The organism is Burkholderia sp. MSMB0856 (genome assembly GCF_001524645.2).
GTDB lineage: Bacteria > Pseudomonadota > Gammaproteobacteria > Burkholderiales > Burkholderiaceae > Burkholderia > Burkholderia diffusa.
In genome coordinates this window covers 780378-801151 of the sequence record NZ_CP013428.1, presented here as the reverse complement: position 1 = coordinate 801151, position 20774 = coordinate 780378, and the positions used below count along the sequence as shown (strand labels likewise).

The 20774-nt window shown below is 68.4% G+C and carries 18 protein-coding genes; 7 read left to right on the top strand and 11 right to left on the bottom strand.

Annotated elements, in window-relative coordinates:
* Positions 1-7 precede the first annotated feature (7 nt).
* Genes WS87_RS21295 through WS87_RS21285 form a run of 3 tightly spaced genes read right to left on the bottom strand, consistent with a single transcriptional unit; the run spans position 8 to position 3722 of the window.
* Complete coding sequence (locus tag WS87_RS21295) at positions 8-592, bottom strand: hypothetical protein (protein ID WP_059818870.1); 585 nt, start codon at positions 590-592, stop codon at positions 8-10.
* On the bottom strand, positions 589-1329 hold the full coding sequence (locus WS87_RS34505; protein WP_082750678.1) for a methyl-accepting chemotaxis protein: 741 nt from the start codon (positions 1327-1329) through the stop codon (positions 589-591). The genes WS87_RS21295 and WS87_RS34505 overlap by 4 nt, the downstream gene beginning before the upstream one ends.
* A gap of 2 nt (positions 1330-1331) precedes the next feature.
* Positions 1332-3722: an ATP-binding protein gene (locus WS87_RS21285; RefSeq protein WP_059818869.1), complete on the bottom strand. Its 2391-nt coding sequence runs from the start codon at positions 3720-3722 to the stop codon at positions 1332-1334.
* A gap of 96 nt (positions 3723-3818) precedes the next feature.
* Here WS87_RS21285 and WS87_RS21280 point away from each other — a divergent pair, with 96 nt between their 5' ends.
* Complete coding sequence (locus tag WS87_RS21280) at positions 3819-4214, top strand: hypothetical protein (protein ID WP_162499721.1); 396 nt, start codon at positions 3819-3821, stop codon at positions 4212-4214.
* Positions 4211-4900: an alpha/beta hydrolase gene (locus tag WS87_RS21275; protein WP_059818868.1), complete on the top strand. Its 690-nt coding sequence runs from the start codon at positions 4211-4213 to the stop codon at positions 4898-4900. The genes WS87_RS21280 and WS87_RS21275 overlap by 4 nt, the downstream gene beginning before the upstream one ends.
* 33 nt (positions 4901-4933) lie before the next feature.
* On the opposite strand, the gene WS87_RS21270 is transcribed toward WS87_RS21275, so the two are convergent.
* Together WS87_RS21270 and aspA are read right to left on the bottom strand one after the other, a co-directional pair.
* Positions 4934-6433: an amino acid permease gene (locus tag WS87_RS21270; RefSeq protein WP_059524912.1), complete on the bottom strand. Its 1500-nt coding sequence runs from the start codon at positions 6431-6433 to the stop codon at positions 4934-4936.
* A gap of 103 nt (positions 6434-6536) precedes the next feature.
* A complete protein-coding gene (gene aspA, locus WS87_RS21265; protein ID WP_059818867.1) occupies positions 6537-7943 on the bottom strand; it encodes an aspartate ammonia-lyase in 1407 nt (468 codons plus the stop codon).
* A 154-nt stretch (positions 7944-8097) separates the two neighbouring features.
* Here aspA and WS87_RS21260 point away from each other — a divergent pair, with 154 nt between their 5' ends.
* Positions 8098-9072, top strand: coding sequence for a LysR family transcriptional regulator (locus tag WS87_RS21260; RefSeq protein WP_059689844.1), 975 nt, complete (start codon positions 8098-8100; stop codon positions 9070-9072).
* Between the two features lie 81 nt (positions 9073-9153).
* Here the strand turns inward: WS87_RS21260 and WS87_RS21255 are convergent, their stop codons facing one another.
* The 4 genes from WS87_RS21255 to WS87_RS21240 form a co-directional block, all read right to left on the bottom strand.
* Entirely contained in the window at positions 9154-10218 is a 1065-nt protein-coding gene (locus tag WS87_RS21255; protein ID WP_059818866.1) for an asparaginase, read from the bottom strand.
* Positions 10219-10474: 256 nt separating this feature from the next.
* Entirely contained in the window at positions 10475-11497 is a 1023-nt protein-coding gene (locus tag WS87_RS21250) for a DUF2891 domain-containing protein (protein ID WP_059818865.1), read from the bottom strand.
* Positions 11498-11507: 10 nt separating this feature from the next.
* Entirely contained in the window at positions 11508-12458 is a 951-nt protein-coding gene (locus tag WS87_RS21245) for a DUF979 domain-containing protein (protein WP_059818864.1), read from the bottom strand.
* A complete protein-coding gene (locus WS87_RS21240; RefSeq protein ID WP_059689837.1) occupies positions 12455-13144 on the bottom strand; it encodes a DUF969 domain-containing protein in 690 nt (229 codons plus the stop codon). Before WS87_RS21240 ends, WS87_RS21245 begins: the two co-directional genes overlap by 4 nt.
* Before the next feature lie 332 nt (positions 13145-13476).
* Here WS87_RS21240 and WS87_RS21235 point away from each other — a divergent pair, with 332 nt between their 5' ends.
* The 3 genes from WS87_RS21235 (at position 13477) to WS87_RS21220 (ending at position 16264) form a co-directional block, all read left to right on the top strand.
* Positions 13477-13701, top strand: coding sequence for a hypothetical protein (locus tag WS87_RS21235; RefSeq protein WP_039357299.1), 225 nt, complete (start codon positions 13477-13479; stop codon positions 13699-13701).
* A gap of 393 nt (positions 13702-14094) precedes the next feature.
* Positions 14095-15099, top strand: coding sequence for a chemotaxis response regulator protein-glutamate methylesterase (locus WS87_RS21225; protein ID WP_059818863.1), 1005 nt, complete (start codon positions 14095-14097; stop codon positions 15097-15099).
* Between the two features lie 55 nt (positions 15100-15154).
* Entirely contained in the window at positions 15155-16264 is a 1110-nt protein-coding gene (locus WS87_RS21220) for a diguanylate cyclase domain-containing protein (protein ID WP_059818862.1), read from the top strand.
* A 4-nt stretch (positions 16265-16268) separates the two neighbouring features.
* Here the strand turns inward: WS87_RS21220 and WS87_RS21215 are convergent, their stop codons facing one another.
* Positions 16269-18521: a putative bifunctional diguanylate cyclase/phosphodiesterase gene (locus WS87_RS21215; RefSeq protein ID WP_059818861.1), complete on the bottom strand. Its 2253-nt coding sequence runs from the start codon at positions 18519-18521 to the stop codon at positions 16269-16271.
* A 454-nt stretch (positions 18522-18975) separates the two neighbouring features.
* Between WS87_RS21215 and WS87_RS21210 the strand changes: the two genes are divergently transcribed.
* Complete coding sequence (locus WS87_RS21210) at positions 18976-19698, top strand: haloacid dehalogenase type II (protein ID WP_059818860.1); 723 nt, start codon at positions 18976-18978, stop codon at positions 19696-19698.
* A gap of 109 nt (positions 19699-19807) precedes the next feature.
* On the opposite strand, the gene WS87_RS21205 is transcribed toward WS87_RS21210, so the two are convergent.
* The gene (locus WS87_RS21205) at positions 19808-20761 is read right to left on the bottom strand and encodes a LysR family transcriptional regulator (RefSeq protein ID WP_059818859.1); all 954 of its coding nucleotides are present in this window, start codon (positions 20759-20761) and stop codon (positions 19808-19810) included.
* Between the last annotated feature and the right edge of the window lie 13 nt (positions 20762-20774).

The window sequence follows — 20774 nt, the reverse complement described above, 5'->3', positions numbered from 1 at the left end:
CAATCGGTCAAAACAGTTCGAGCTCGCCGCCCGTGTCCACGCTCGCCGCTTCCGGCACGTGGAAATCGACCGGCGCGTTCGCGCACACGCACAGCGTCGCGCCGATCCGCACGTCGCCGTCGAGCGTCACGTCGTACGCGGCCACGTGGTCGGGATGCAGCGCCGGCAGGTAGTCGACGCTCGCGCCGCTCAACAGGTAAGGCGTCGACATCCCGAGATCGGGGAACGGCGCGGTCAGCGCCTGGTTGATCGCGCCGCAGCACAGGTTCGCGACTTCCATGAACGCCTCGGGCAGCGGCCGCTGCGCGCTCGCGCCGGGCGTCGCGGCGGCGAAATGACGACGCGTCGGTTCGTCGTCGCGAAAGCGCAGCGCGAGCAGCAGCCGGAAATGCAGTGCCGAGATCGTCAGCACTGCGACGTGCTCGGGCACCTTCGGCGTCGCGCGCGATTTCGCGCGTGATGGATCGTGCGACGCGTCGTGCGCATCGCCGGCGGCCGGCCTGATTTCGCACGCGCCGCCGGACGCGAGCCGCGTGCGCGCCGCATCGAAGAAGATCCGCTCGAAACCGGCCCGGGCCTGCGCGGTGATCACGCCGCCGCTCCCTCGAGCCGCGCATGCAGCTGCCCGGCCAGCGTCTCGACCGTCGCGAGCGCGGCCGTGATCATCTTGCCGCCGGCCTGGATGTCCTGGAACGTCGCGGCCGTCACGAGATCGTTGCGATTCAGGCTGTCGCGATAGCTGTTCGACAGCTGCTGCGAGCGCGCGGCGAGCCCGCGCACCTCGCTCGCGACGATCGAGAAGCCCCGCCCGGCCGTGCCCGCGCGCGCGGCCTCGATCGACGCGTTCAGCGACACGATCGACACGTGCGCGACGATCGCCGACAGCTCCTGGTTCTTCGTGCGCATGTCCTGGTTCTGCGTGGTCAGCGAGATCATCTGCTCGTGCCAGCGTTCGAACGTGCCGGCCAGCCCGCGCAGCCGCGCGGCTTCGTCGGCGAGCTTCGTCGCATGCTGCGACAGCGCGGCGCGCTCGGCCGCGAGCGCCTGCAGCGCGTCGCGCTGCTCGCCGGTGCCGGCCGCCTCGCGCGCCAGCGCCTCCTCGAGCGCCGCTTCGCGGCGCGCCCACACCTGCGCCGCTTCGGCATGTGCGGCAACGGCTTCATCGGCCCGTGCATCGGCCGCGCCGAGCGCGGCGCGCAACGCCCCGGCTTCGCGCGTCAGCGCGGCAACGAGCCGCGCTCGCGCGATGCGACACACGATCGCGGCCACCGCCGCGACCACCAGGCCGCCCGCCAGCGCGGCGCCGATCGGGATCATCCACGCTTGCACGATCACTCCGCCACGTCGACGATCGCGATGCCGGCGCCGGCCGGCTGCCCGGCGTCACGGGCGGCGCCGTCCGCCGCGAATCGCGCGGGCAGCGACACGATCGTCTCGAACGCGCGATACGACGCGCCGACGCGATCGTCGGTGAAGCGCAGCGCGATGTCGCCGCCGTCGCGCTTCAGGAAGTTGCGCACCGCGTCCATCCCGACGCCGCGCCCCGATACTTCGGTCACCGCGCGCGCGGTCGAAAAGCCCGGGCGAAAGATCAGTTCGGCCACCGCTTCGTCGGTCAGCGCGGCTTCGTTGCCGGCGTCGATCCAGCCGCGCTCGCGCGCGATCCCGCGAATCCGGTCGAGCGCGAGGCCGCGGCCGTCGTCGCCGAGCACGAAGCGCAACGCATCGTCCTCGATGTCGACCGCGATGTCGATCTTGCCGGCCGGCGCCTTGCCGGCCGCGCGACGCTCTTCCGACGTTTCGATCCCGTGGTCGATCGCGTTGCGCAACAGGTGCATGAACACGTTCTTCAGCGTCGCGCCGATCTCGCTGCGCACGCGATGGCCGTTGCTGTCGATATGCACGACGGGCGCCGGCTTGCCGAGTTCGGCCGCGAGCGACGGCAGCGATTCGATCACGCCGCCCAGCGCATCGCCGATGCCCTGCGTGCCGAACTGGCTCAGCAGGCGGCGCACCGAATCGCGCGCCGCGCGCCAGTCGCTTGCGTTCGCCGGATCGGCGCCGTCGAGCATGCGCAGGCTCTCGCTGATATGCGCGCGCTCGACCATCAGGTAGTCGGTGCCGCCGTGCTGCGCCGCCTCGCCATGCCGGCCGAGCGTGACCGCGTTGATCGTCGCGTAGTGGTCGACGGCTTCGCGCACGCGCGCCAGATCGTCCATCAGCGCATCGCGATTCCACTCGGGGCCGCCGTCCGCGCGGCGCAGCGATTCGTACGCCTGCTCCGCTTCGTGCACGATGTTGGTCAGATGCTGCAGGCTGTACGTGCGCGCGTTGCCCTTGATCGTGTGCATGTTGCGGAACAGCGCCGCGACGATCGAATGATCGGCGCGTTCGTGCTGGCGGATCATCCGCTCGTTCTCGCTGAGGAAGCCCTTCGCGCTGTGCACGAAGTCGTGGAACTTGTCCTGGCTGATCGACAGGATCTCGCCGATCATCTCGAGACGGCGCTGCTGCTCGCCGGCCTGCGCGGTCAGCTCGCGGATCTCGGTCACGTCGCGCACGCACAGCATCAGGCGCGCGACCGTGTCGGTCTCGTCGGTGATCGCCGACCAGCTCAGGTCGAGCCATTTCTCGCGGCCGTCCGGCATCCGCTTCGCGACTTCGTTGACGAGCAGGTGCTCGTTGAACGCGAAGTTCATGCTGTCCTCGCCGAGGCACGCATGCACGGCCGCGTCGACCTGCGAGCGCGCGTCGGAGCCGATGCTCGAATCGTCGAATACGAGCGCCATCAGGTCGCGTCCGGCGATGTCGCCGGTCTCGAAGATGGTCTCGAGGTAAGCCGAATACTCCGCGTGCACGACGCCGCCTTCGACGACCGTCAGGATCCCTTGCTGCATGTTCTGCAGCATTGCCTGGATGTCGGCCGTCTTCTGCTTCAGTTGCGCGGCGTTCTCCTGGATCTTCTCGATCATCCCGTTGAACGCGACGATCGAATGACCGATCTCGTCCATCCGGCCCACCGGCACGCGGCGCGTGAAGTCCTGGCTCGTGGCGATCTCGCTCATCGCCGTTTGCATCCCGATCAGCGGACGCGTGATCTGGCGATACAGCACGAAGCCGAGCGCGGTCAGCAGCACGACCACCGTGCCCGCCACGCCCGCGATCGCGGTGGCCGTCGTCGCGAGCATGCCGTTCAGCGCGCGGATCGCATCGTCCTTCTGGCGGTTCTTCTCGACGCGCAGCGTGTCGACGATGCCCTCGAGTTCGTCGCGATACTGCGCGACGTTCGCGAACAGATACGCCTGCGCCATCTCGGGCTTGCCGTCGGTCTTCATCTTCACGGTGTCGTCGATCGCGGCGAAGTAGTTCGCGGCGCTGTCCTTCGCCTGCTCGACGAGGCCTTCCTGCGCGCGGCCGACCGCCGATTTCGCCTGGGCGTCGAGCGCCGCGCGCAGCGCGCCCTGCTTCGCCTTCAGCTCGTCGCGCGCCTGCGCGGCGGTGTTCGCGTCGGGCGCGTACACCAGCGTCATCGTCGCGATCTGGATGTTCTTCACGTCGGCGACGAGATCCGCCGACGCGAGCGCGCTCGGCACGATTCCCTGGGTAACCTGACGCACCTCGGACGCGCTCTTGCGCGTCTGGTACACGGCGTACACGCCGATCGCGGACAACGCGAAAAACGTCAGGACGACTAGCAGCGTAATGCGATGACGAATGGTCATGAGTACAGCTCCCCGCAGCGATCCGGCTTCGATCGCCCTTTTGTCTATTGAAAGAATGTGAGCGCCGAATTATCGGGGATGGTGTATGACTGTCCGATGACCGAAAATCAATCGGTCGTTGAGAAAATCGCAATGATCAATTGCGGCGAGAAAATCCTAAAGTTTTTCTCGAATCGGCCGTTAACCTCTGGCCTGAAAGGCCCGACGGGCGTTCCCGGCGGCCTCGATAAATCGAATCCGGATATTCATTCTTTTATTTGCGATCCGATAATTCAATCCGGCCGAATACCGGTAAAACGTTTGCGCATTATCCGCGAATCGAATCGGGTATGCACCTTCTGCCGCGCGGCCGGAATCGCTGCGCCGGCCGACATGGCGAATGGCCGTCTATTCATTCTCATCAGGAAACAATCAATCGCCGTCCGGCGATTCACCTTCGCTCCCGCGCGTTCTAGACTGTCGGATCACTTCCCCACCGGACCCTTGCAATGACCGACGTCCTGCCGCTGACCACCGACTCCGAATCCGGCCTCCACTATCGGCTGCGCCCGGCCGCGGGCCGCCCCGTGGGCCGCCTGTTGCTGCTGCACGGCGTCGGCGGCAACGAAACCAATCTGCTGAATCTGGCCGGCACGATCGACCCGCGCATCGAAATTGCGTTCGTGCGCGGCCCGCTGACGTTCGGCCCCGGCCAGCACGCGTGGTTTCCGGTGCGCTTCGGCCCGAACGGCCCGGAAATCGACGCGGCCCGCGCGGAGGCGAGCCGTGTGCAGCTGATCGCGCTGCTGCGCGCGTTGCGCGCCCGGGGCACCGACAACGAACACGCCGCCCCGCCCACCGTGATCGCCGGCTTCAGCCAGGGCGGCATCATGAGCGCGAGCGTCGCGCTCACGTCACCGGCCGATGTCGTCGCGTTCGCGGTGCTGTGCGGGCGCATCCTGCCGGAGATCGATCCGCTGATCGCGCCGCGCGACACATTGAGCGCGCTGCACGCGCTGGTGATGCACGGCCGCTTCGACGACAAGCTGCCGGTCGCGTGGACCGAAACCGCCGACGCGAAGCTGACGGCGCTCGGCGTCGCGCACGACACGCGCCTCTACGACGCCGGCCACGAACTCACGGCGGAGATGGCCGGCGACTTCGGCCGCTGGGTCGGCGCGCGCACCGGATCGAACTGAGCGCACGGGCGGTCGACCCGCCCGTGCGTATCGTCAGACGTTGCTCGCCGGATCGGCGCCGATCGGCGCGGCGGCCGCAGCGGACGCCTCTCGCGCGGCACCGCGCTTCGCGAGCTTCCAGCCCACCACGAGCGCGAGCACGACGACCGGGATCATCCCGACGGTCCACGTGCCGCCCGGGTAATCGAACGCCATCATCACCAGCACGCTGACCAGGAACCCGAGCGTGAGCCACGACGTGAACGGCGCGCCGGGCATCCGGAACGAGACAGGGCTCAGCTCGCCGCGATTGACCGCGCGGCGGAACAGGATCTGGCACATCACGATGAAGCCCCAGGTCGTGATGATCCCGAGCGACGCCATGTTCAGCACGATCTCGAACGCCTGCGCCGGAACGATGTAGTTCAGCGGCACGCCGATCGCATTGACCGCGACCGTGACGAGGATCCCGCCGTACGGCACGCCGCGCGCGTTCATCCGCGACACGAAGCGCGGCGCCGAGCCGCCCATCGCTAGCGAACGCAGCACGCGCCCGGTCGAATAGAGGCCGGAATTCAGGCTCGACAGCGCGGCGGTCAGCACCACGACGTTCATCACCGTGCCGACGTACGGCACGCCGAGCTTGCCGAAGAACGTGACGAACGGGCTTTCGTGCGCGCTGTACGCGGTCCACGGCAGCAGCATCGTCAGCAACACGACCGAGCCGACGTAGAACAGCGCGATGCGCCACATCACGCTGTTGATCGCCTTCGGCAGCACCTTGCGCGCATCGGCGGTCTCGCCCGCGGCGACGCCGACGAGCTCGATGCTCGCATACGCGAACACGACGCCCTGCACGATCAGCACGGCCGGCAGGATCCCGTGCGGGAAGATTCCGCCGTGATCCGCGATCAGGTGCAGCCCCGGCATCTGCCCGGCGACCGGATGACCGCTCGCGAGAAACACGGCGCCGACGGCGAGGAACAGCGCGAGCGTTCCGACCTTGACGATCGAGAACCAGAACTCCATCTCGCCGAACACCTTCACGCCGATCATGTTCATCACCGACACGATCCCCAGCGCGCCGAGCGCGAACACCCACTGCGGCACGTCCGTGAACACCGCCCAGTACTTCATGTAGATCGCGACCGCGGTGATGTCGACGATGCCGGTGGTGGCCCAGTTCAGGTAGTACATCCAGCCCGCGACGAACGACGCGCGTTCGCCCATGAACTCCCGTGCGTACGACACGAACGAGCCGCTGGTCGGCCGATGCATCACGAGCTCGCCGAGCGCGCGCATGATCAGGAATGCGAATACACCGCACACGAGATACACGACCGCCAGCGCGGGGCCCGCGCTCTGCAGGCGGCCGCCCGCGCCGAGAAAGAGGCCGGTGCCGATCGCTCCGCCCATCGCGATCATCTGCACGTGGCGCGGCTTCAATTGTTTCTCATAGCCGGATTCGTGCGACGCGAACATCGCGTCTCGGTCGGCATGACGGGGATCCGCGCCGCCGGCCGTGTCGGCCGCGCGCTCGCTGGCGTGCTTCATGGTGTGTCTCCGTTTCTTGATGTGTCGCGCCCGTCGACGGGGCGCTGCGGGAACGGCCGCGCACGGGCGTCCGGCGGCATGCGCCGGCGCCGCGCGGCCGGAATCAGTACGCGCGCGGGCGGATCAGCGCTTCGGGCTGCAGCGCTTCGTCCAGTTGCGCGGCGGTCATCAACTGGCGATCGAGCACGACTTCGCGGATCGACTTGCCACTCGCGTGGGCCTCGGCGGCCACGGCCGTCGCGCGCTTGTAGCCGATGTACGGGTTTAGCGCGGTCGCGAGCGCGACCGACCGCTCCATCGTTTCGCGCAACCGCTCGGGGTTCGCGGTGATTCCGCTCACGCAGCGGTCCGCGAGCGTCGTGCAGGCGGCCGTCAGGTGGCCGAAGCTGCGGAACAGCGCGCTCGCGATCACCGGCTCGAACGCGTTGAGCTGAAGCTGGCCGGCCTCGGCGGCGAACGTCACCGTGAGGTCGTTGCCGAATACTTCGAATGCGACCTGGTTCACGACTTCCGGAATCACCGGGTTCACCTTGCCCGGCATGATCGACGAGCCGGCCTGCACCGGCGGCAGGTTGATCTCGCCGAAGCCGGCGCGCGGGCCGCTCGACAGCAGCCGCAGGTCGTTGCAGATCTTCGACAGCTTGACCGCGATCCGCTTCAGCACGCCGGAAACCTGCACGAACGCGCCGCAGTCCTGCGTCGCTTCGATCAGGTTCGGCGCGGTGCTCAGGTCCAGGCCGGTGATGCGTCGCAGCGCGGCCAGCGCCTTCTGCGCGTACTCCGGATGCGCGGTGATGCCGGTGCCGATCGCGGTCGCGCCGAGATTGATCTCGCGCATCAGCAAGCCGGCTTCCTGCAGGCGCGCGATGTCTTCCGTCACCATCACCGCGTAGGTCGAAAATTCCTGGCCGAGCGTCATCGGCACGGCGTCCTGCAGCTGCGTGCGGCCGAGCTTCAACAGATCAGAAAACGCGTCGGCCTTCTCCGCGAATGCATCGCGCAGGCGCGCCATCGCGTCGAGCAGATGCTCGACCGCGAAGCAGGTCGCGATCCGGATCGCGGTCGGATAGACGTCGTTCGTGCTCTGCGCGAGATTGACGTGCTCGTTGGGATGGAGGTATTCGTACTGCCCGCGCGCATGCCCCATGATTTCGAGCGCGCGGTTGCAGATCACCTTGTTGGCGTTCATGTTGGTCGATGTGCCGGCCCCGCCCTGGATGATGTCGACCACGAATTGATCGTGCAGCCGGCCCTCGCGGATCTCGACACAGGCGGCGGCGATCGCGTCGCGATACGCGTCCGGCAGCAGCCCGAGCTCGCAGTTCGCATCGGCAGCGGCTTCCTTCACCGCCGCGAGCGCCATGACGAGGTACGGCAGCGACGCGATCGTGCGCCCCGAAATGTCGAAGTTCTCCTTCGCGCGCAGCGTATGGACGCCGTAGTACGCAGAATCCGGAATGCTTCGTTTCCCTAAAAGATCCGCCTCGACGCGGAAGCCGCTTTCCGTCATGGTGCCCCTCCTGAATTGTCTCTGCCGACGTGGGAAACCGGCTGCGTTCACCGCTTCCCCGTACGACGGGATCGCATTCTATGCCTTTGCATAAAGAACCTCGCTTCTGTATTATCGAAAGCGGTTTTGCGTGGGATGCAACAGCGAGAGACGAATGAAAACAACGGCGAGAGACACCGGCATCGATCACCTCGGCGCGATGCGCGCGTTCGTGCGGGTCGTCGAAATGGGAAGTTTTTCCGCGGTCGCGAAGGAGATGCGCGTGTCGACATCAACGGTCGCGCGCAAGATCACGGCGATCGAGGACGCCCTCGGCGTCGCGCTGTTGCATCGCTCGACGCACAGCGTGACGCTGACCGAGGCCGGCCACATCTACCTGGAACGCGCGGTCACGCTGATCGCCGATCTCGACGACACGCTGCGCGTCGTTGCCGAGCTCAATTCACAGCCGAGCGGCCCGCTGAAGCTCACCGCGCCGGTCGCGTTCGGCCGCCGCCATCTCGCGCCGCTGATCGCGCCGTTTCTCGCGCGCTATCCGACGATCCAGCTCGACGTGCGGCTCACCGACAACCACAACGACCTCGTCGCCGGCGGCTTCGACCTCGACATTCACGAAGGCGAGAACTACCTGGACAACCTGGTCGTGCACCGGCTGTCGCGCAACGACAGCATCCTGTGCGCGACGCCCGGCTACCTCGACCGCTGCGGGCGCCCCGCGACGCCGGACGACCTGCGGCATCACAACTGCCTGCGCTACGTGCATCCCGAGGGCGATCCGCGCTGGGAGCTCGTGCGCGGCGATGCACGGCACAGCGTGCTGCCGGCCGGCAACCTCGTCACCGACCATTCGGAACTTCTGCTGGACGCGACCTGCGCGGGCCTCGGCATCGCCGAATTCGAGATCTGGCTGGTGCGCGACCTGCTCGCGAGCGGCCGGCTCGAAGCCGTGCTGCCGCGCTACCGGCTGCAGAACAAGCTCACGGGCGACTACATCTACATCGCGTATCTGGCGAACCGGCGCAGCTCGGCGAAGCTGCGCGTGCTGAAGGACTTCCTCGCGGAGCATCTCGCGCACATCGGCGAGCTGTCGGAAGTCGAGCTGACGAAGATTCGCGACGCGGGCGCGTAGCAGCGGCCGTCGCGCCGGCCGGCAAGCCAGCGCCGACGACGCATGCACCTTCGGCACGCGGCATCGGCACCACAGCCGCCGTCAGGCCGGCTGCAATTCGAACGGGAACGTCGCGTGCCCGATCTCGACGCCCTGCGTGTTCAGCATCCGCGGCCGGTGGAACGCGGCGAGCCGCGCGCGCTGCGCGTCCGTGCCGATCCGCAGCCGTTCGAGCAGTTCGCTGACCATCATGTACAGCACGTCGATGTTGCCGTCCTCGATCTTCACCGAGAGGCCGAGCGCGCCGTCGGCGCCGAGTTCCCGCGTGCGCGCCGATGCGCGGACGCCGATCCCGTAGCACGCATCCGCGCCGAGCTTGCCGACGACCTGCCCGTCGAAGGCCTCCATCAGCACCGTGCAGTAGCGCCCTTCTCCGGCGACCAGCTCGGGATGGGCCGTCATCGCATGATGAATGCGCGCCAGCGCGCGCACGCGATCGGTCGCCGCCGCGCCGCCGGCTTCAACCGTATCCGCACCGTCTGCCAGCGATGCATAAAGACGCGCGAGGCGGTCGAGCGGGAACGCCGGCGTCGGCAGGTTGCAGCCGTCGATCGCCCAGTCGACCTCGTCGTCGGGCAGGCCGCACGCATCGGCGACCACGTGCTTCACGCGCATCTGCATCGGATGCGCCGGCAGATGGTAGTCGGCGATCGCGGCGCCGATCGCCCGCGCGCCGGCCAGCATCCCGACGTGCTTGCCCGAGCAGTTGCTGCACACGCCGGTCGGCGTGTAGTCGCGCTTGATCCAGGACCGGTACACCGCGTCCGACAGCGGCGCATGGCCGCCGCACCGCAAATCCGACTCCTGCGCGTCGACCTTCGCCAGCATCGCCCGCGTGCGCGCGATGTGCCGCTCCTCGCTGCTGTGCGATGCGCACATCAGCGCGATGTCCGCTTCGTCGAAACCGAAACGCTCCGGCGCGCCCGTCTCGATCACGGACAGCGCCTGGGCCGGCTTCGCCGCCGAGCGCGCGAGCGTCATCCGGAACGGATCGCCGAGCCGGAACAGCAGCTTGCCGCCGGCATCCACCACCGCCACATCGGCGACGTGCGTGTTCTCGATCGCATTGCCGCGGTACGTCACGACCGCTGCGCGTTGGGTGTCCATCTGTGCTGTCTCCTTCGTCGGGGCCTGATATGCCGGGGCCCGTGCAACCGGTACGGCAGTGTATCGACTCTGCCGCCGGGTCGAGCCGGGCGCCCCGTGGAAAGCGGTATTGCGCCGGATGCAAAGCCATCGAACCCGCCGGGCTCGAACGCGGGCCTCGGCGGCGGCGCCGACCCTATCGCCGCGACGAACCAGGATCTCGCGCCCGAGCGCTAGCGCACATCGAGATCGGCTTCGCGGGCAACCGACGCCGCAACTACGCGTCCAGCGCCAGCAGCGCGAACGTCGCGAGCCAGTGCTCGCCCATGTAGTCGCCGGCCACGTGCGCGAGCGCGCTCGCGAGGTGCCGGTCGGCCGCATCGCGCAGCTTCGCGCGCCGCGCATCGCCTTCCGGCAGCGCGCCGGCGAGCGAGCGCTGGCACCACGCGCGGCTCAGATTCAATCCGTCCAGATGCGCGATCTTGCCGTCGCTGCGATCGCTGACCGTCGCCGGCTCGAACAGCGTCGCCGGCTCGCCGCGCGCGAGATCGGGCAGGAAACGCGCGAACCAGCCGTCGAATTCGGCGGCCGGCAGCACGCGCCGCATCAGCTCCGCCTCCATCAGCGCGGGCGACAGGAACTCGTCGCCCGACGGCTCCCACGCCTGGCACGCGACATCGTTCAGATGCCAGCGTTTCGCCGTATCGGCGATCAGCGCCGCGAGCCCGTCGCGCTGCGTCGCGCGCGCGAAGTCGAGCGCGAGCGCCAGCGCGAACGCGGTGTTGAAGTGCGTGCCGACCCGCAGCGGATAGGTGGCCTTCGGCAGGAAGGTCTCGAAGCGCGCGACGAACAGGTCGGCGAGCGGCGCGAGCGTCTTCGCCCAGCGCGCTGCCTGCGGCACCACGCCCTTCAGCGCGAGCCGCTCCAGCTGCGCGGACAGCGCCAGCAGCCACGCCCATCCGTAAGGCCGCTCGAAGCCGCTGTTGTGCGGCAGCGCCAGATACGCGCGTTCGCCGGCGACGTTCGCGTCGGTGAAGTGCGCGTCGACGACGGCGATGATCCGCTCGGACTCCGGCAGCGCCGGATAGCGTTCGAGCACGCTCAGCACCAGCCAGTAGCCGTGCACGCACGAATGCCAGTCGTAGCTGCCGTAGAAGATCGGGTGCAGCGCGCGCGGCCCCTGCACGTCGTGCGGGCCTTCGAGCGAATGCGTGAGCTTGTTCGGATATTCGCGGGTCAGGTGCGCGAGCGCGAGCGACGCGAATTTCGATGCGAGTTCGGGGGTCAGTCGATCGGTCATGGGCACCTCGTCAGAAGCGGAATACGAACGCGTACATCAGCAGCGTGTTGACGGCCAGCAGCAGCACGGCGGTCGGCCACTGCGCCTTGATCACGCCGTTCTTGTCCTTCAGTTCGAGCAGCGCGGCCGGCACGATGTTGAAGTTCGCGGCCATCGGCGTCATCAGCGTACCGCAGAAGCCGCTCAGCATCCCGATCGCGCCGAGGATCGCCGGGTTGCCGTGAAATTGATGGACGATCAGCGGCAGGCCGATGCCGGCCGTCATCACGGGGAACGCGGCGAACCCGTTGCCCATGATCATCGTGAACAGCGCCATGCCGACCGTATAGGCGGCGACGACCGCGAACGGCGAATCGATCGGCACCCACTCCCTCACGAGCCCCGACACCACGCCGCCGACGCCCGCGACCGCGAACAGCGCGCCGAGCGCCGCGAGCATCTGCGGCAGGATCGCGGCCCAGCCGACCGCGTCCATCGTGTGACGTGCCTCCTTCAGCGCGTGAACGGGCGAATCGCGCAGCATCGCGAGCGCGACGGCGAACGCGACGAGCGTGCCGAGCACGAGCGAGATCAGCGTCACGCTCTTCGGATCGACGAACGGCACCCGTTTCAGCGCGAACGTGCCGATCAGCGTGACGACGGGAATCAGCAACGCCGGCAGGAACAGCCGATTGCCGAAGCGCAGCGCCTTCGCGTCGCGCCGCGCACCCGCCGCTTCGCTGGATTCGTCCGACTTGCCGCGTCCGAGCTTGCCCGAGCCCGCGATCAGCGCGAGCGCGATCGCGAGGCAGCCCGTCACGAAGTGCGGCAGCAGCGCGCCGAACAGGAACGTGAGCGCGTAGATCGCCCAGAACGCGAAGTTGACGACGCGGCGCGGGTTCGTGCGGTCCGTCAGGTTGAAGCATGCGAACGCGCCGAACATCAGGCCGGCGAGCGTGTACAGCGGTTCGAGGCCGATCATCGCGCGCCCTCCCGCCCGAATGCGCCGAAGCTGCGCGACAGCCGGTGATCGAGCAGCGCCAGCCGCGTGCAGTGGATCAGCAGCGCGGCGATCGCCGTCGGGATCGCCCAGACCGACAGGTGCAGCGGCTCGACCACGATCCCGTTCTGTTCGAGAAAGCCCTTGATCAGCAGGATCGACTGGATCGCGATGAAGATGTCCTCGCCGAAGAACACGGCGACATTGTCGGCGGCCGACGCATGCGCGCGGATCTGCTGGCGCACGGATTCAGGCAGGTCGCCGAGCCGGCTGACGGCCGCGGCCTCGGCCATCGGCGCGATCAGCGGCCGCACCATCTGCGCGTGGCCGCCGAGCGACGTGAGGCCGAGCGCGGCCGTCACCTGGCGCAGCACGAAATACAGCATCAGCACGCGGCCGGTGGTCGCCGCGTGCACACGCGAGATCATCCGCTTCGCCTGCTCCTTGAGCCCGTTGCGTTCGAGCAGCGCGATCACCGGCAGCGTCAGCCAGATCAACCCCATGTAGCGGTTGTCGGTGAACGCCTTGCCGAATGCGCTGACGATGTCGACGAGATTCATCCCGCCCGCCAGCCCCGTCGCGAGGCCCGCGATCGTCACCACCAGCAGCGCGTTGAAGCGCAGCGCGAAACCGATCACGACGATCGGCACCCCAATCAGCACCAGCATTGCCCCTCCTTGCGATGGATTCGCGGCGCCGCAAAGGCGCGCCGCCCGCCCGGTTTCGACCGGGTTCAGGCGGCAAAATCTAACACGAGACTTTATCGATAAAAAGTCGACAATTTGAAGCTTCGGGTAAACGTTGAAACCGATGCCACGTTGCGCCGGTCGTGTGTCCGCTGTGTTTCGGCGGAACGAATCGCGGCTGGCGGCGGCAACGCGCGCGCGGCAACGCACGATCCCGGCCGGCGTGCCGTGGACGGCCCGCGCCCCGCCGCGCATGGCGGAGCGCCGGTGCGCCGACTACACTGGAAGGCATCGCAACGTTCGGGAGAGCCGCCATGATCGACGTATTCCAGACCATCGGCAGCCGCGCGTTCTCCGCTCATCTGGCGAAGGACGGGATGGTGACGCTGATGGAACAACGCCACGAAGTCGACCGCGTGACGCTCGCGACCGCCTATGCCGCGCTCGTCGAGGAATCGGAGCAGGAAGCCGATCTGCTCGACGCAACCGTCGAAGGGATGATGCGCGCGCTGATCCAGGGGTACGCCCGCAGCCATTGAACGACTGGACGCGCACCGCGCGCGGTGTGCCGGCCTGCGCGGCCGGCTCGCCGGTGCCTGCGCGTGCGCCCGTGCCGGGCGCCGCGCTTCGCGCCGTCACGAACGCGTCGACGACGGATTGCCGCGCTGCCGCATAATCCTGCACATCGCTGTCGGTCTTCCCGGGCGGCAAAAAATGCCGTCTGCCCATAGAGGAAGGGGTCGGAATCGACGCAATGCGCAATTTTTTCGATTGCCGCCGCTCGCGCCGCATGACAGCATTCGAGGCGTCGCCAGTCGAAAAGAATTTCGTGCCATCCGCCCGCCGATGCCGTTCGGCGGCGCCGGCCCGGCACTGCCTTTCATGAACCCGGCCCATATCCAACACTACGAACCGACCGGAGTATCCCGCTTGTGAACATCGGCATCGTCAACGACCTCCCGCTTGCCGTCGAGGCGATGCGCCGCGCGCTCGCGCACCGGCCCGAGCATCGCGTGCTGTGGGTCGCGACCGACGGCGCGCAAGCCGTCGAAATGTGCGCCGCGCAACCGCCCGACGTCGTGCTGATGGACCTGATCATGCCGAAGTTCGACGGCATCGAGGCGACGCGGCGGATCATGCGTTCCAGCCGCCCGTGCGCGATCCTGATCGTGACGAGCTGCATCGGCGCGAACGCGTGGCGCGTGTTCGAAGCGATGGGCGCCGGCGCGCTCGACGCGGTCGACACGCCACGCCTCGGCGAAGGCGCGGGCGGCGATACCGCGCGGCTGCTGCTCGCGAAGATCGACCAGATCGGCCGGCTGCTCGACGCGCCCGGCGGCGTCCGCGCGGCCGGCACGACCTCGCGCGCGAGCGGCGGCCCGCTGATCGCGATCGGCGCGTCCGCCGGCGGCCCCGGCGCGCTCGCGTCGATCCTCGGCAGCCTGCCGGCCGACTTCAGCGCGCCGATCGTGATCGTCCAGCACGTCGATCGCGCGTTCGCCGAAGGGATGGCGCAATGGCTCGACGGCCAGACGCCGCTGACCGTACGCGTCGCGCACGAAGGCGACCGCCCTCAGCCCGGCGTCGCGTTGCTCGCGGCGACCGACGATCACCTGCGCGTCACGCGCACCGGCACGCTCGAATACACGCGCGAACCGGCCGCCACGCCGTACCGGCCGTCGGTCGACGTATTCTTCAACAGCCTGACCGAGCACTGGCCGGGACGCGTGATCGGCGTGCTGCTGACCGGCATGGGACGCGACGGCGCGATCGGCCTGAAGGCACTGCGGATGAAGGGCTGTCATACGATCGCGCAGGACGAGGCGACCAGCGCCGTCTATGGCATGCCGAAGGCGGCCGCGACGCTCGGCGCCGCGCGCGCGATCCTGCCGCTCGAGCGCATCGCGGGCGAGCTGGTGGCGCTCGCGCGAATCTGAACCCGATGAAACCCTGTCACACCCATCGCTACCATGGCGCAACCCTGCATCAATCATGACTAGCGACCTCACCCGCCCGCCCGGCGGGCTGCATGCGGCGTTCGACGCCGCGCACGCGGCGCCCACGCCGCACGCCGACGCGCCCGCGATGGTCCTGCTGGTCGACGACCAGACGATCGTCGCGGAAGCCATCCGCCGCGCGCTCGTCGACGAGGACGGCATCGACTTCCACTACTGCCCGCGCTCGGACGACGCGCTGGCGACCGCGATCGAGACGCGGCCGACCGTGATCCTGCAGGATCTCGTGATGCCCGGCACCGACGGCCTGAGCCTCGTGAAGGCGTACCGTGCGAATCCGGCGACGCGCGACGTGCCGATCATCGTGCTGTCGACGCAGGAAGAGCCGGTGATCAAGAGCGCCGCCTTCGCGGCCGGCGCGAACGACTACCTCGTGAAATTGCCGGACCGCATCGAGCTGATCGCGCGGATCCGCTATCACTCGCGCTCGTACATGAATCTGCTGCAGCGGGACGAAGCCTATCGCGCGCTGCGGCAATCGCAGCAGCAACTGCTGGAGGCCAATCTCGAACTGCGGCGCCTCACGCATTCGGATGGCCTGACCGGGCTGTCGAACCGCCGCTATCTCGACGAATATCTGGCCGCCGAATGGCGGCGCGGCACGCGCGAGCGCAGCGAGCTGTCGCTGCTGATGATCGACGTCGACAACTTCAAGCTGTACAACGACACGTACGGCCACGTGTCGGGCGACGGCGTGCTCAAGCAGGTCGCGGCCACCATCGAACGCTGTCTCGGGCAATCCGGCGATCTCGCCGCGCGTTTCGGCGGCGAGGAGTTCGCGGTCGTGATGCCGGCCACGTCGCCGGGCGCCGCGCGGCTGCTCGGCGAGAAGATCCGCCTCGCGGTCGAGTCGCTGCGGCTCGAACACGCGCACTCGTCGACGGGGCGCTACGTGACGATCAGCATCGGCGGCGCGAGCATCGTGCCGGCCGCCGGCCTGCCGACGACGTCGCTGATCGAGGCCGCCGATCGCGCGCTGTACCGCGCGAAGCACGACGGCAAGAATCGCGTCGAGATCGATGCGCCGCCCGCACCGCCGGCACCCAGTACCCCGCCTGCGTCGCCGGACGGCGGCGGTTTCGCGTGAACGCCTAGACAGTGACGAGCCGGCGCGCGTAGTCGGCCGGATCGAGCGGCCGGCCGAACAGGTAACCCTGCTGCATGTCGCAGCCGATCTGCTGCAGGAACCACGACTGCGCCTCGGTCTCGACACCTTCCGCGGTGACTTTCATCCCGAGCGAATGCGCCATCGCGACGACGGCCTGCGTGATCGCGACCGAGTCGCGATGATCGGGCACGCCCGACACGAACGAACGGTCGACCTTCAGGTTGTGCAGCGGAAAACGCTTCAGGTACGCGAGCGACGAATAACCGGTGCCGAAGTCGTCGACCGAGATCCGCACGTTCATGTCCGTGAGCGCCTCGAGCATCGGCAGCACGGTGTCCGTGTCGTTCATCAGCAGTCCCTCGGTAATTTCCAGTTCGAGCGCGCCCGGATCGAGCCGCGTCTGTTCGAGACAGCGGTCGACCGACTCGACGAGCCCCTCGTGGAACTGCCGCGGCGACAGGTTGACCGCCAGCATCAGGTCGGGGGCGATCGTGCGGCGCCATTCGGCGGCTTGCCGGCAGGCCGTTTCGAGCACCCACTGGCCGATCGCGACGATGAGGCCGGTATCTTCCGCGACCGGGATGAATTCCGCCGGCGACATCGGCCCGAGCTCGGGGCTCGTCCAGCGCAGCAGCGCTTCGGCGCCGACCGTGCGGCCGCTGCGCGCGTCGACGACCGGCTGGTAGGCGAGCCGCAGCGCATCCGAGGCGATCGCGCGCCGCAGCGACTGCTCGATCGCGAAGCGGCGCTGCAGGCGCAGGTTCAACTGCGCGGTGAAGAACGTGAAGTGGTTGCGGCCGCGCTGCTTCGCGTCGTACATCGCGGAGTCGGCGTTGCGCATCAGCGTGGCCGCATCGTCGCCGTCGCGCGGCGCGACGCTGATCCCGATCGACACGCCGAGCCAGTATTCGTTGTTCGCGATCGCGAACGGCTTCGCGATCGTGTCGATGACCTCGCGCGCGAGCACGGCGAGCGCGTCGGGATCGTCGCAGTCGTCGACGAGGATCACGAACTCGTCGCCGCCGACGCGCGTGAGCGCGTGGCGCCCGCCCGCGCACGCCGCGAGGCGCGCCGCGACGCTGCGCAGCAGCGCGTCGCCGGCGTCGTGCCCGGCCGTGTCGTTGACCTTCTTGAAGCCAACGAGATCGATGAACAGGATCGCGACACGCGCGGGCCCGGCCGCCGCATCGCGCGCACCGAACAGCTCGCGCATCCGGTCGGAGAGCCAGCGCCGGTTGTAGAGGCCCGTCAGCGCGTCGCGCGTCGCCAGGTAGCGCAGCTGCTGCTGCGCCTCGCGCACGGGGCCGATGTCGTGAAACGACACCAGCACCGATTCGGGTTGCGACTCGCCCGGCTTCACGATCGGCACCGCGTTGCCGCGCACCCAGATGACGTCGCCGTCGGCGAGCCCGAAGCCGACCGAGTAGTCGAGCTGCGGCGTGGCCGTGGTGAACGCGCGCCGGCTCGGCCAGTCGTCGGGCGCGATCGGCGTGCCGTCCTCGTACAGCTTGTACAGGATCACCGTCGACAGCCGGCGGCCGACGAGATCGCCCTTCGCGCGCATCATCCGGTTCGCGCTCGGATTGCTCGCGACCACCACGCCGTCGGGCGACACGACGAGAATCCCTTCGTTCAGGCTGTTGACGACCAGGCGGTGATGTTCCTCGCTACGCACGAGCTGCCGCGCGATCCAGTCCTGGTGCACCGCGAGGCCGACGCTGTTGCCGATGTCGCGCAACAGGTCGGTTTCCGTGTCGGTGGGCCGGCGCGGCGTCCGGTGATAGACGGCGAACGCGCCGAGCACGGTGCCCGCTTCGTCCAGAAACGGCACCGACCAGCACGCGCGCAGGCCGAACGGCAACGCGAACGAACGAAAGTCGGCCCACAGCGGATCGGTTTCGATGTCGTCGACGGCGACCATCCGGCGCTCGTACATCGCCGTGCCGCACGAGCCCGCGGCGGGCCCGATCGACGCTCCGTCGATCGCCGCGCTGTACTGCGCGGGAAGCGACGGCGCGGCGCCGACGCGCACGTGCACGCCGTCCGCGTCGAGCAGCAGGATCGTGCACGAGGCGCCGTCGCCGAGCAGCGCCTCGGCGCGCCGGCAAACCTCGACGAGCAGTTCCGGCAGCGGTGTGTTGCGCGTGATCAGCCTCAGCACGCTCTGCTCGGATGCGAGCACTTCCGCTGCGAGGCCGAGGCTGTAGCGAGAACTTTGCGGTTCGGTATTCGACATGAATCCTGCCGTCAGTTCGACCGGGTCTGATGCGCCCGATTCGTTAGCGATGCTTCGTGCCGTTTTCCGCACCGGGATTACGTCGTGCCCCCGGTGCGTCCCCATTCGGGTGCGCCCCTGATGCGCACCAAAGTACATTTAATACCAATCCGTGCAACCCTGCGCGTCCCTGCGCATCAGGGCTTACGCGCGGTCGCGGCCGGCCTGTCGCCGGAACCCGATTCGTCTGATTATTACGCCGCCGTCAGTCCTTGCGAATGTTCGGCGAGGAAGTCGATCAGCAGCCGCACGCGCGCGTTGCGTGACTTGACCCGCCCGCGCCGGTCGGCCCGGGCGGGCGACGACACGGCCAGCCACGTTCACGGATACGTGCTTCAATGTCGTTCGAACCGGCGTCGCGCGTTGTCACCACGCCGCGCATCGCGCCTCCCTCGACCGACCTTCACGGAATCCCATGACGAACCCTGCCGACATCAAGGCGCTCGTTTTCGACGTGTTCGGAACGATCGTCGACTGGAGAAACGGCGTCGCGCGCGAAGCCGCCACGTTCCTGGCGCGCCATGCGCCGGATCGCGATCCGTTCGAATTCGCCGATACATGGCGCCGCGAATATGCGCCGTCGATGGAGGAAATCCGCAGCGGGCGCAGGCGCTACGTGCGGCTCGACGTGCTGCATCGCGAGAACCTCGTGCGCACGCTCGACCGCTACGGGATCGACGGCGTGCCCGACGCGGAGATCGACGCGCTCAACCTCGCGTGGCACCGGCTCGATCCATGGCCCGATTCCGTCGCGGCGCTGCAGCGGCTGAAACAGCGCTACATCATCGCGCCGCTGTCGAACGGCAACATCCGGCTGATGGTCGACGTCGCGAAACACGGCGGCCTACCGTGGGACGCGATTCTCGGCGCCGAAGTCGCGCACGCGTACAAGCCGTCGCCGAAGGTCTACACCGAAGCGGTCGAGATTCTCGGCGTCGAGCCGGCCGAGGTTTGCCTGGTCGCCGCGCACAACGGCGATCTGGCCGCCGCGCGGCAACTCGGGCTCGCGACCGCGTTCGTGCTGCGGCCGACCGAACACGGGCCGAACCAGACGACGGATCTGAAAGCCGACGGCGCGTGGGATTTCGACGTCAAGAACCTGCACGAACTCGCCGATCGGCTCGGCTGTCCGGGTTGACGCACAGCCGCGTGCCCGGAAGGCGATGACGACATGAACGTCCGGGTCGTCAACGCGGCGCGGTTGCGTTCGTCGTCGCAACCGATCGACACGGGACGCACCGCCGCGCTCAATCGGCGACGAATCGCACCTGCTCCGACTCCCCCATCAGCAATGCCCGGTTCGCGTCCGCCGCCGCGCGCAGGTAATCCCATAGCGCCGTCACGCGGCGCAGCTTGCGCAGGTCCTCGCGACACGTCAGCCAGAAGCACCGCGTGACGACCACGTCGTCCGGCAGCACCGGCACCAGCGCCGGCTGCGTGGCCGCCATGAAGCACGGCAGGATCGCGAGCGCGCCGCCCTGCAGCGCCGCGAACACCTGCGCGATCACGCTCGTCGTGCGCAATCCGGCGGTCGCGCCGGGCACCGCGCGCTCCAGATACAGCAGCTCGCTGCTGAACGCGAGATCGTCGACGTAGCTGATGAACGCATGCCGCGCGAGATCGTCGGTGCACGTGATCGGCGCGTGGTTCGCCAGATAGTCGCGCGTCGCATAGAGCCGCAACTGGTAGTCGCACAGCTTCGTGACCACGTAAGGCCCGCGTTCGGGCCGCTCGAGCGTGATCGCCAGGTCGGCCTCGCGCTTCGGCAGGTTGACGAAATGCGGGACCGGCAGCAGATCGACCGTCACGTGCGGATGCGCGACGCGAAACCGCGCCAGCTGCGGCGCGAGGAAAAAGCAGCCGAACCCTTCGGTCGACCCGATCCGCACGTGGCCCGACAGCGCCTCGCCGGTATTGGCGACCTGGTCGCACGCGGACTGCACGGTCGTCTCCATCGCGTCCGCATACGCGACGAGCCGCTGCCCCTCGGCCGTCAGCGTAAAGCCGCCGGAGCGCGACTTGTCGAACAGCAGCGTGCCCATCGCGGCCTCGAGCGCGCGAATGCGCCGCGCGACCGTCGTGTAGTCGACGCCGAGACGCTTCGCCGCCCCGCTCGCGCGCTGCGTGCGGGCGACTTCGAGGAAGAAGCGCAGGTCGTCCCAGTTCAGGTTGCCGGAAACCGGCTCGGTGGCGTGTCGCATCGGCGGGAAAAAG

Bases quoted from the DNA above. Each gene is read 5' to 3' on its own strand.
- WS87_RS21215 (WP_059818861.1), bottom strand. From the start codon at position 18,521: ATGTCGAATACCGAACCGCAAAGTTCTCGCTACAGCCTCGGCCTCGCA.
- WS87_RS21270 (WP_059524912.1), bottom strand. From the start codon at position 6,433: ATGAAGCACGCCAGCGAGCGCGCGGCCGACACGGCCGGCGGCGCGGAT.
- WS87_RS21220 (WP_059818862.1), top strand. From the start codon at position 15,155: ATGACTAGCGACCTCACCCGCCCGCCCGGCGGGCTGCATGCGGCGTTC.
- aspA (WP_059818867.1), bottom strand. From the start codon at position 7,943: ATGACGGAAAGCGGCTTCCGCGTCGAGGCGGATCTTTTAGGGAAACGA.
- WS87_RS21280 (WP_162499721.1), top strand. From the start codon at position 3,819: ATGACCGAAAATCAATCGGTCGTTGAGAAAATCGCAATGATCAATTGC.
- WS87_RS21260 (WP_059689844.1), top strand. From the start codon at position 8,098: ATGAAAACAACGGCGAGAGACACCGGCATCGATCACCTCGGCGCGATG.
- WS87_RS21205 (WP_059818859.1), bottom strand. From the start codon at position 20,761: ATGCGACACGCCACCGAGCCGGTTTCCGGCAACCTGAACTGGGACGAC.
- WS87_RS21210 (WP_059818860.1), top strand. From the start codon at position 18,976: ATGACGAACCCTGCCGACATCAAGGCGCTCGTTTTCGACGTGTTCGGA.
- WS87_RS21240 (WP_059689837.1), bottom strand. From the start codon at position 13,144: ATGCTGGTGCTGATTGGGGTGCCGATCGTCGTGATCGGTTTCGCGCTG.
- WS87_RS21250 (WP_059818865.1), bottom strand. From the start codon at position 11,497: ATGACCGATCGACTGACCCCCGAACTCGCATCGAAATTCGCGTCGCTC.
- WS87_RS21245 (WP_059818864.1), bottom strand. From the start codon at position 12,458: ATGATCGGCCTCGAACCGCTGTACACGCTCGCCGGCCTGATGTTCGGC.
- WS87_RS21235 (WP_039357299.1), top strand. From the start codon at position 13,477: ATGATCGACGTATTCCAGACCATCGGCAGCCGCGCGTTCTCCGCTCAT.
- WS87_RS21285 (WP_059818869.1), bottom strand. From the start codon at position 3,722: ATGACCATTCGTCATCGCATTACGCTGCTAGTCGTCCTGACGTTTTTC.
- WS87_RS21255 (WP_059818866.1), bottom strand. From the start codon at position 10,218: ATGGACACCCAACGCGCAGCGGTCGTGACGTACCGCGGCAATGCGATC.
- WS87_RS21275 (WP_059818868.1), top strand. From the start codon at position 4,211: ATGACCGACGTCCTGCCGCTGACCACCGACTCCGAATCCGGCCTCCAC.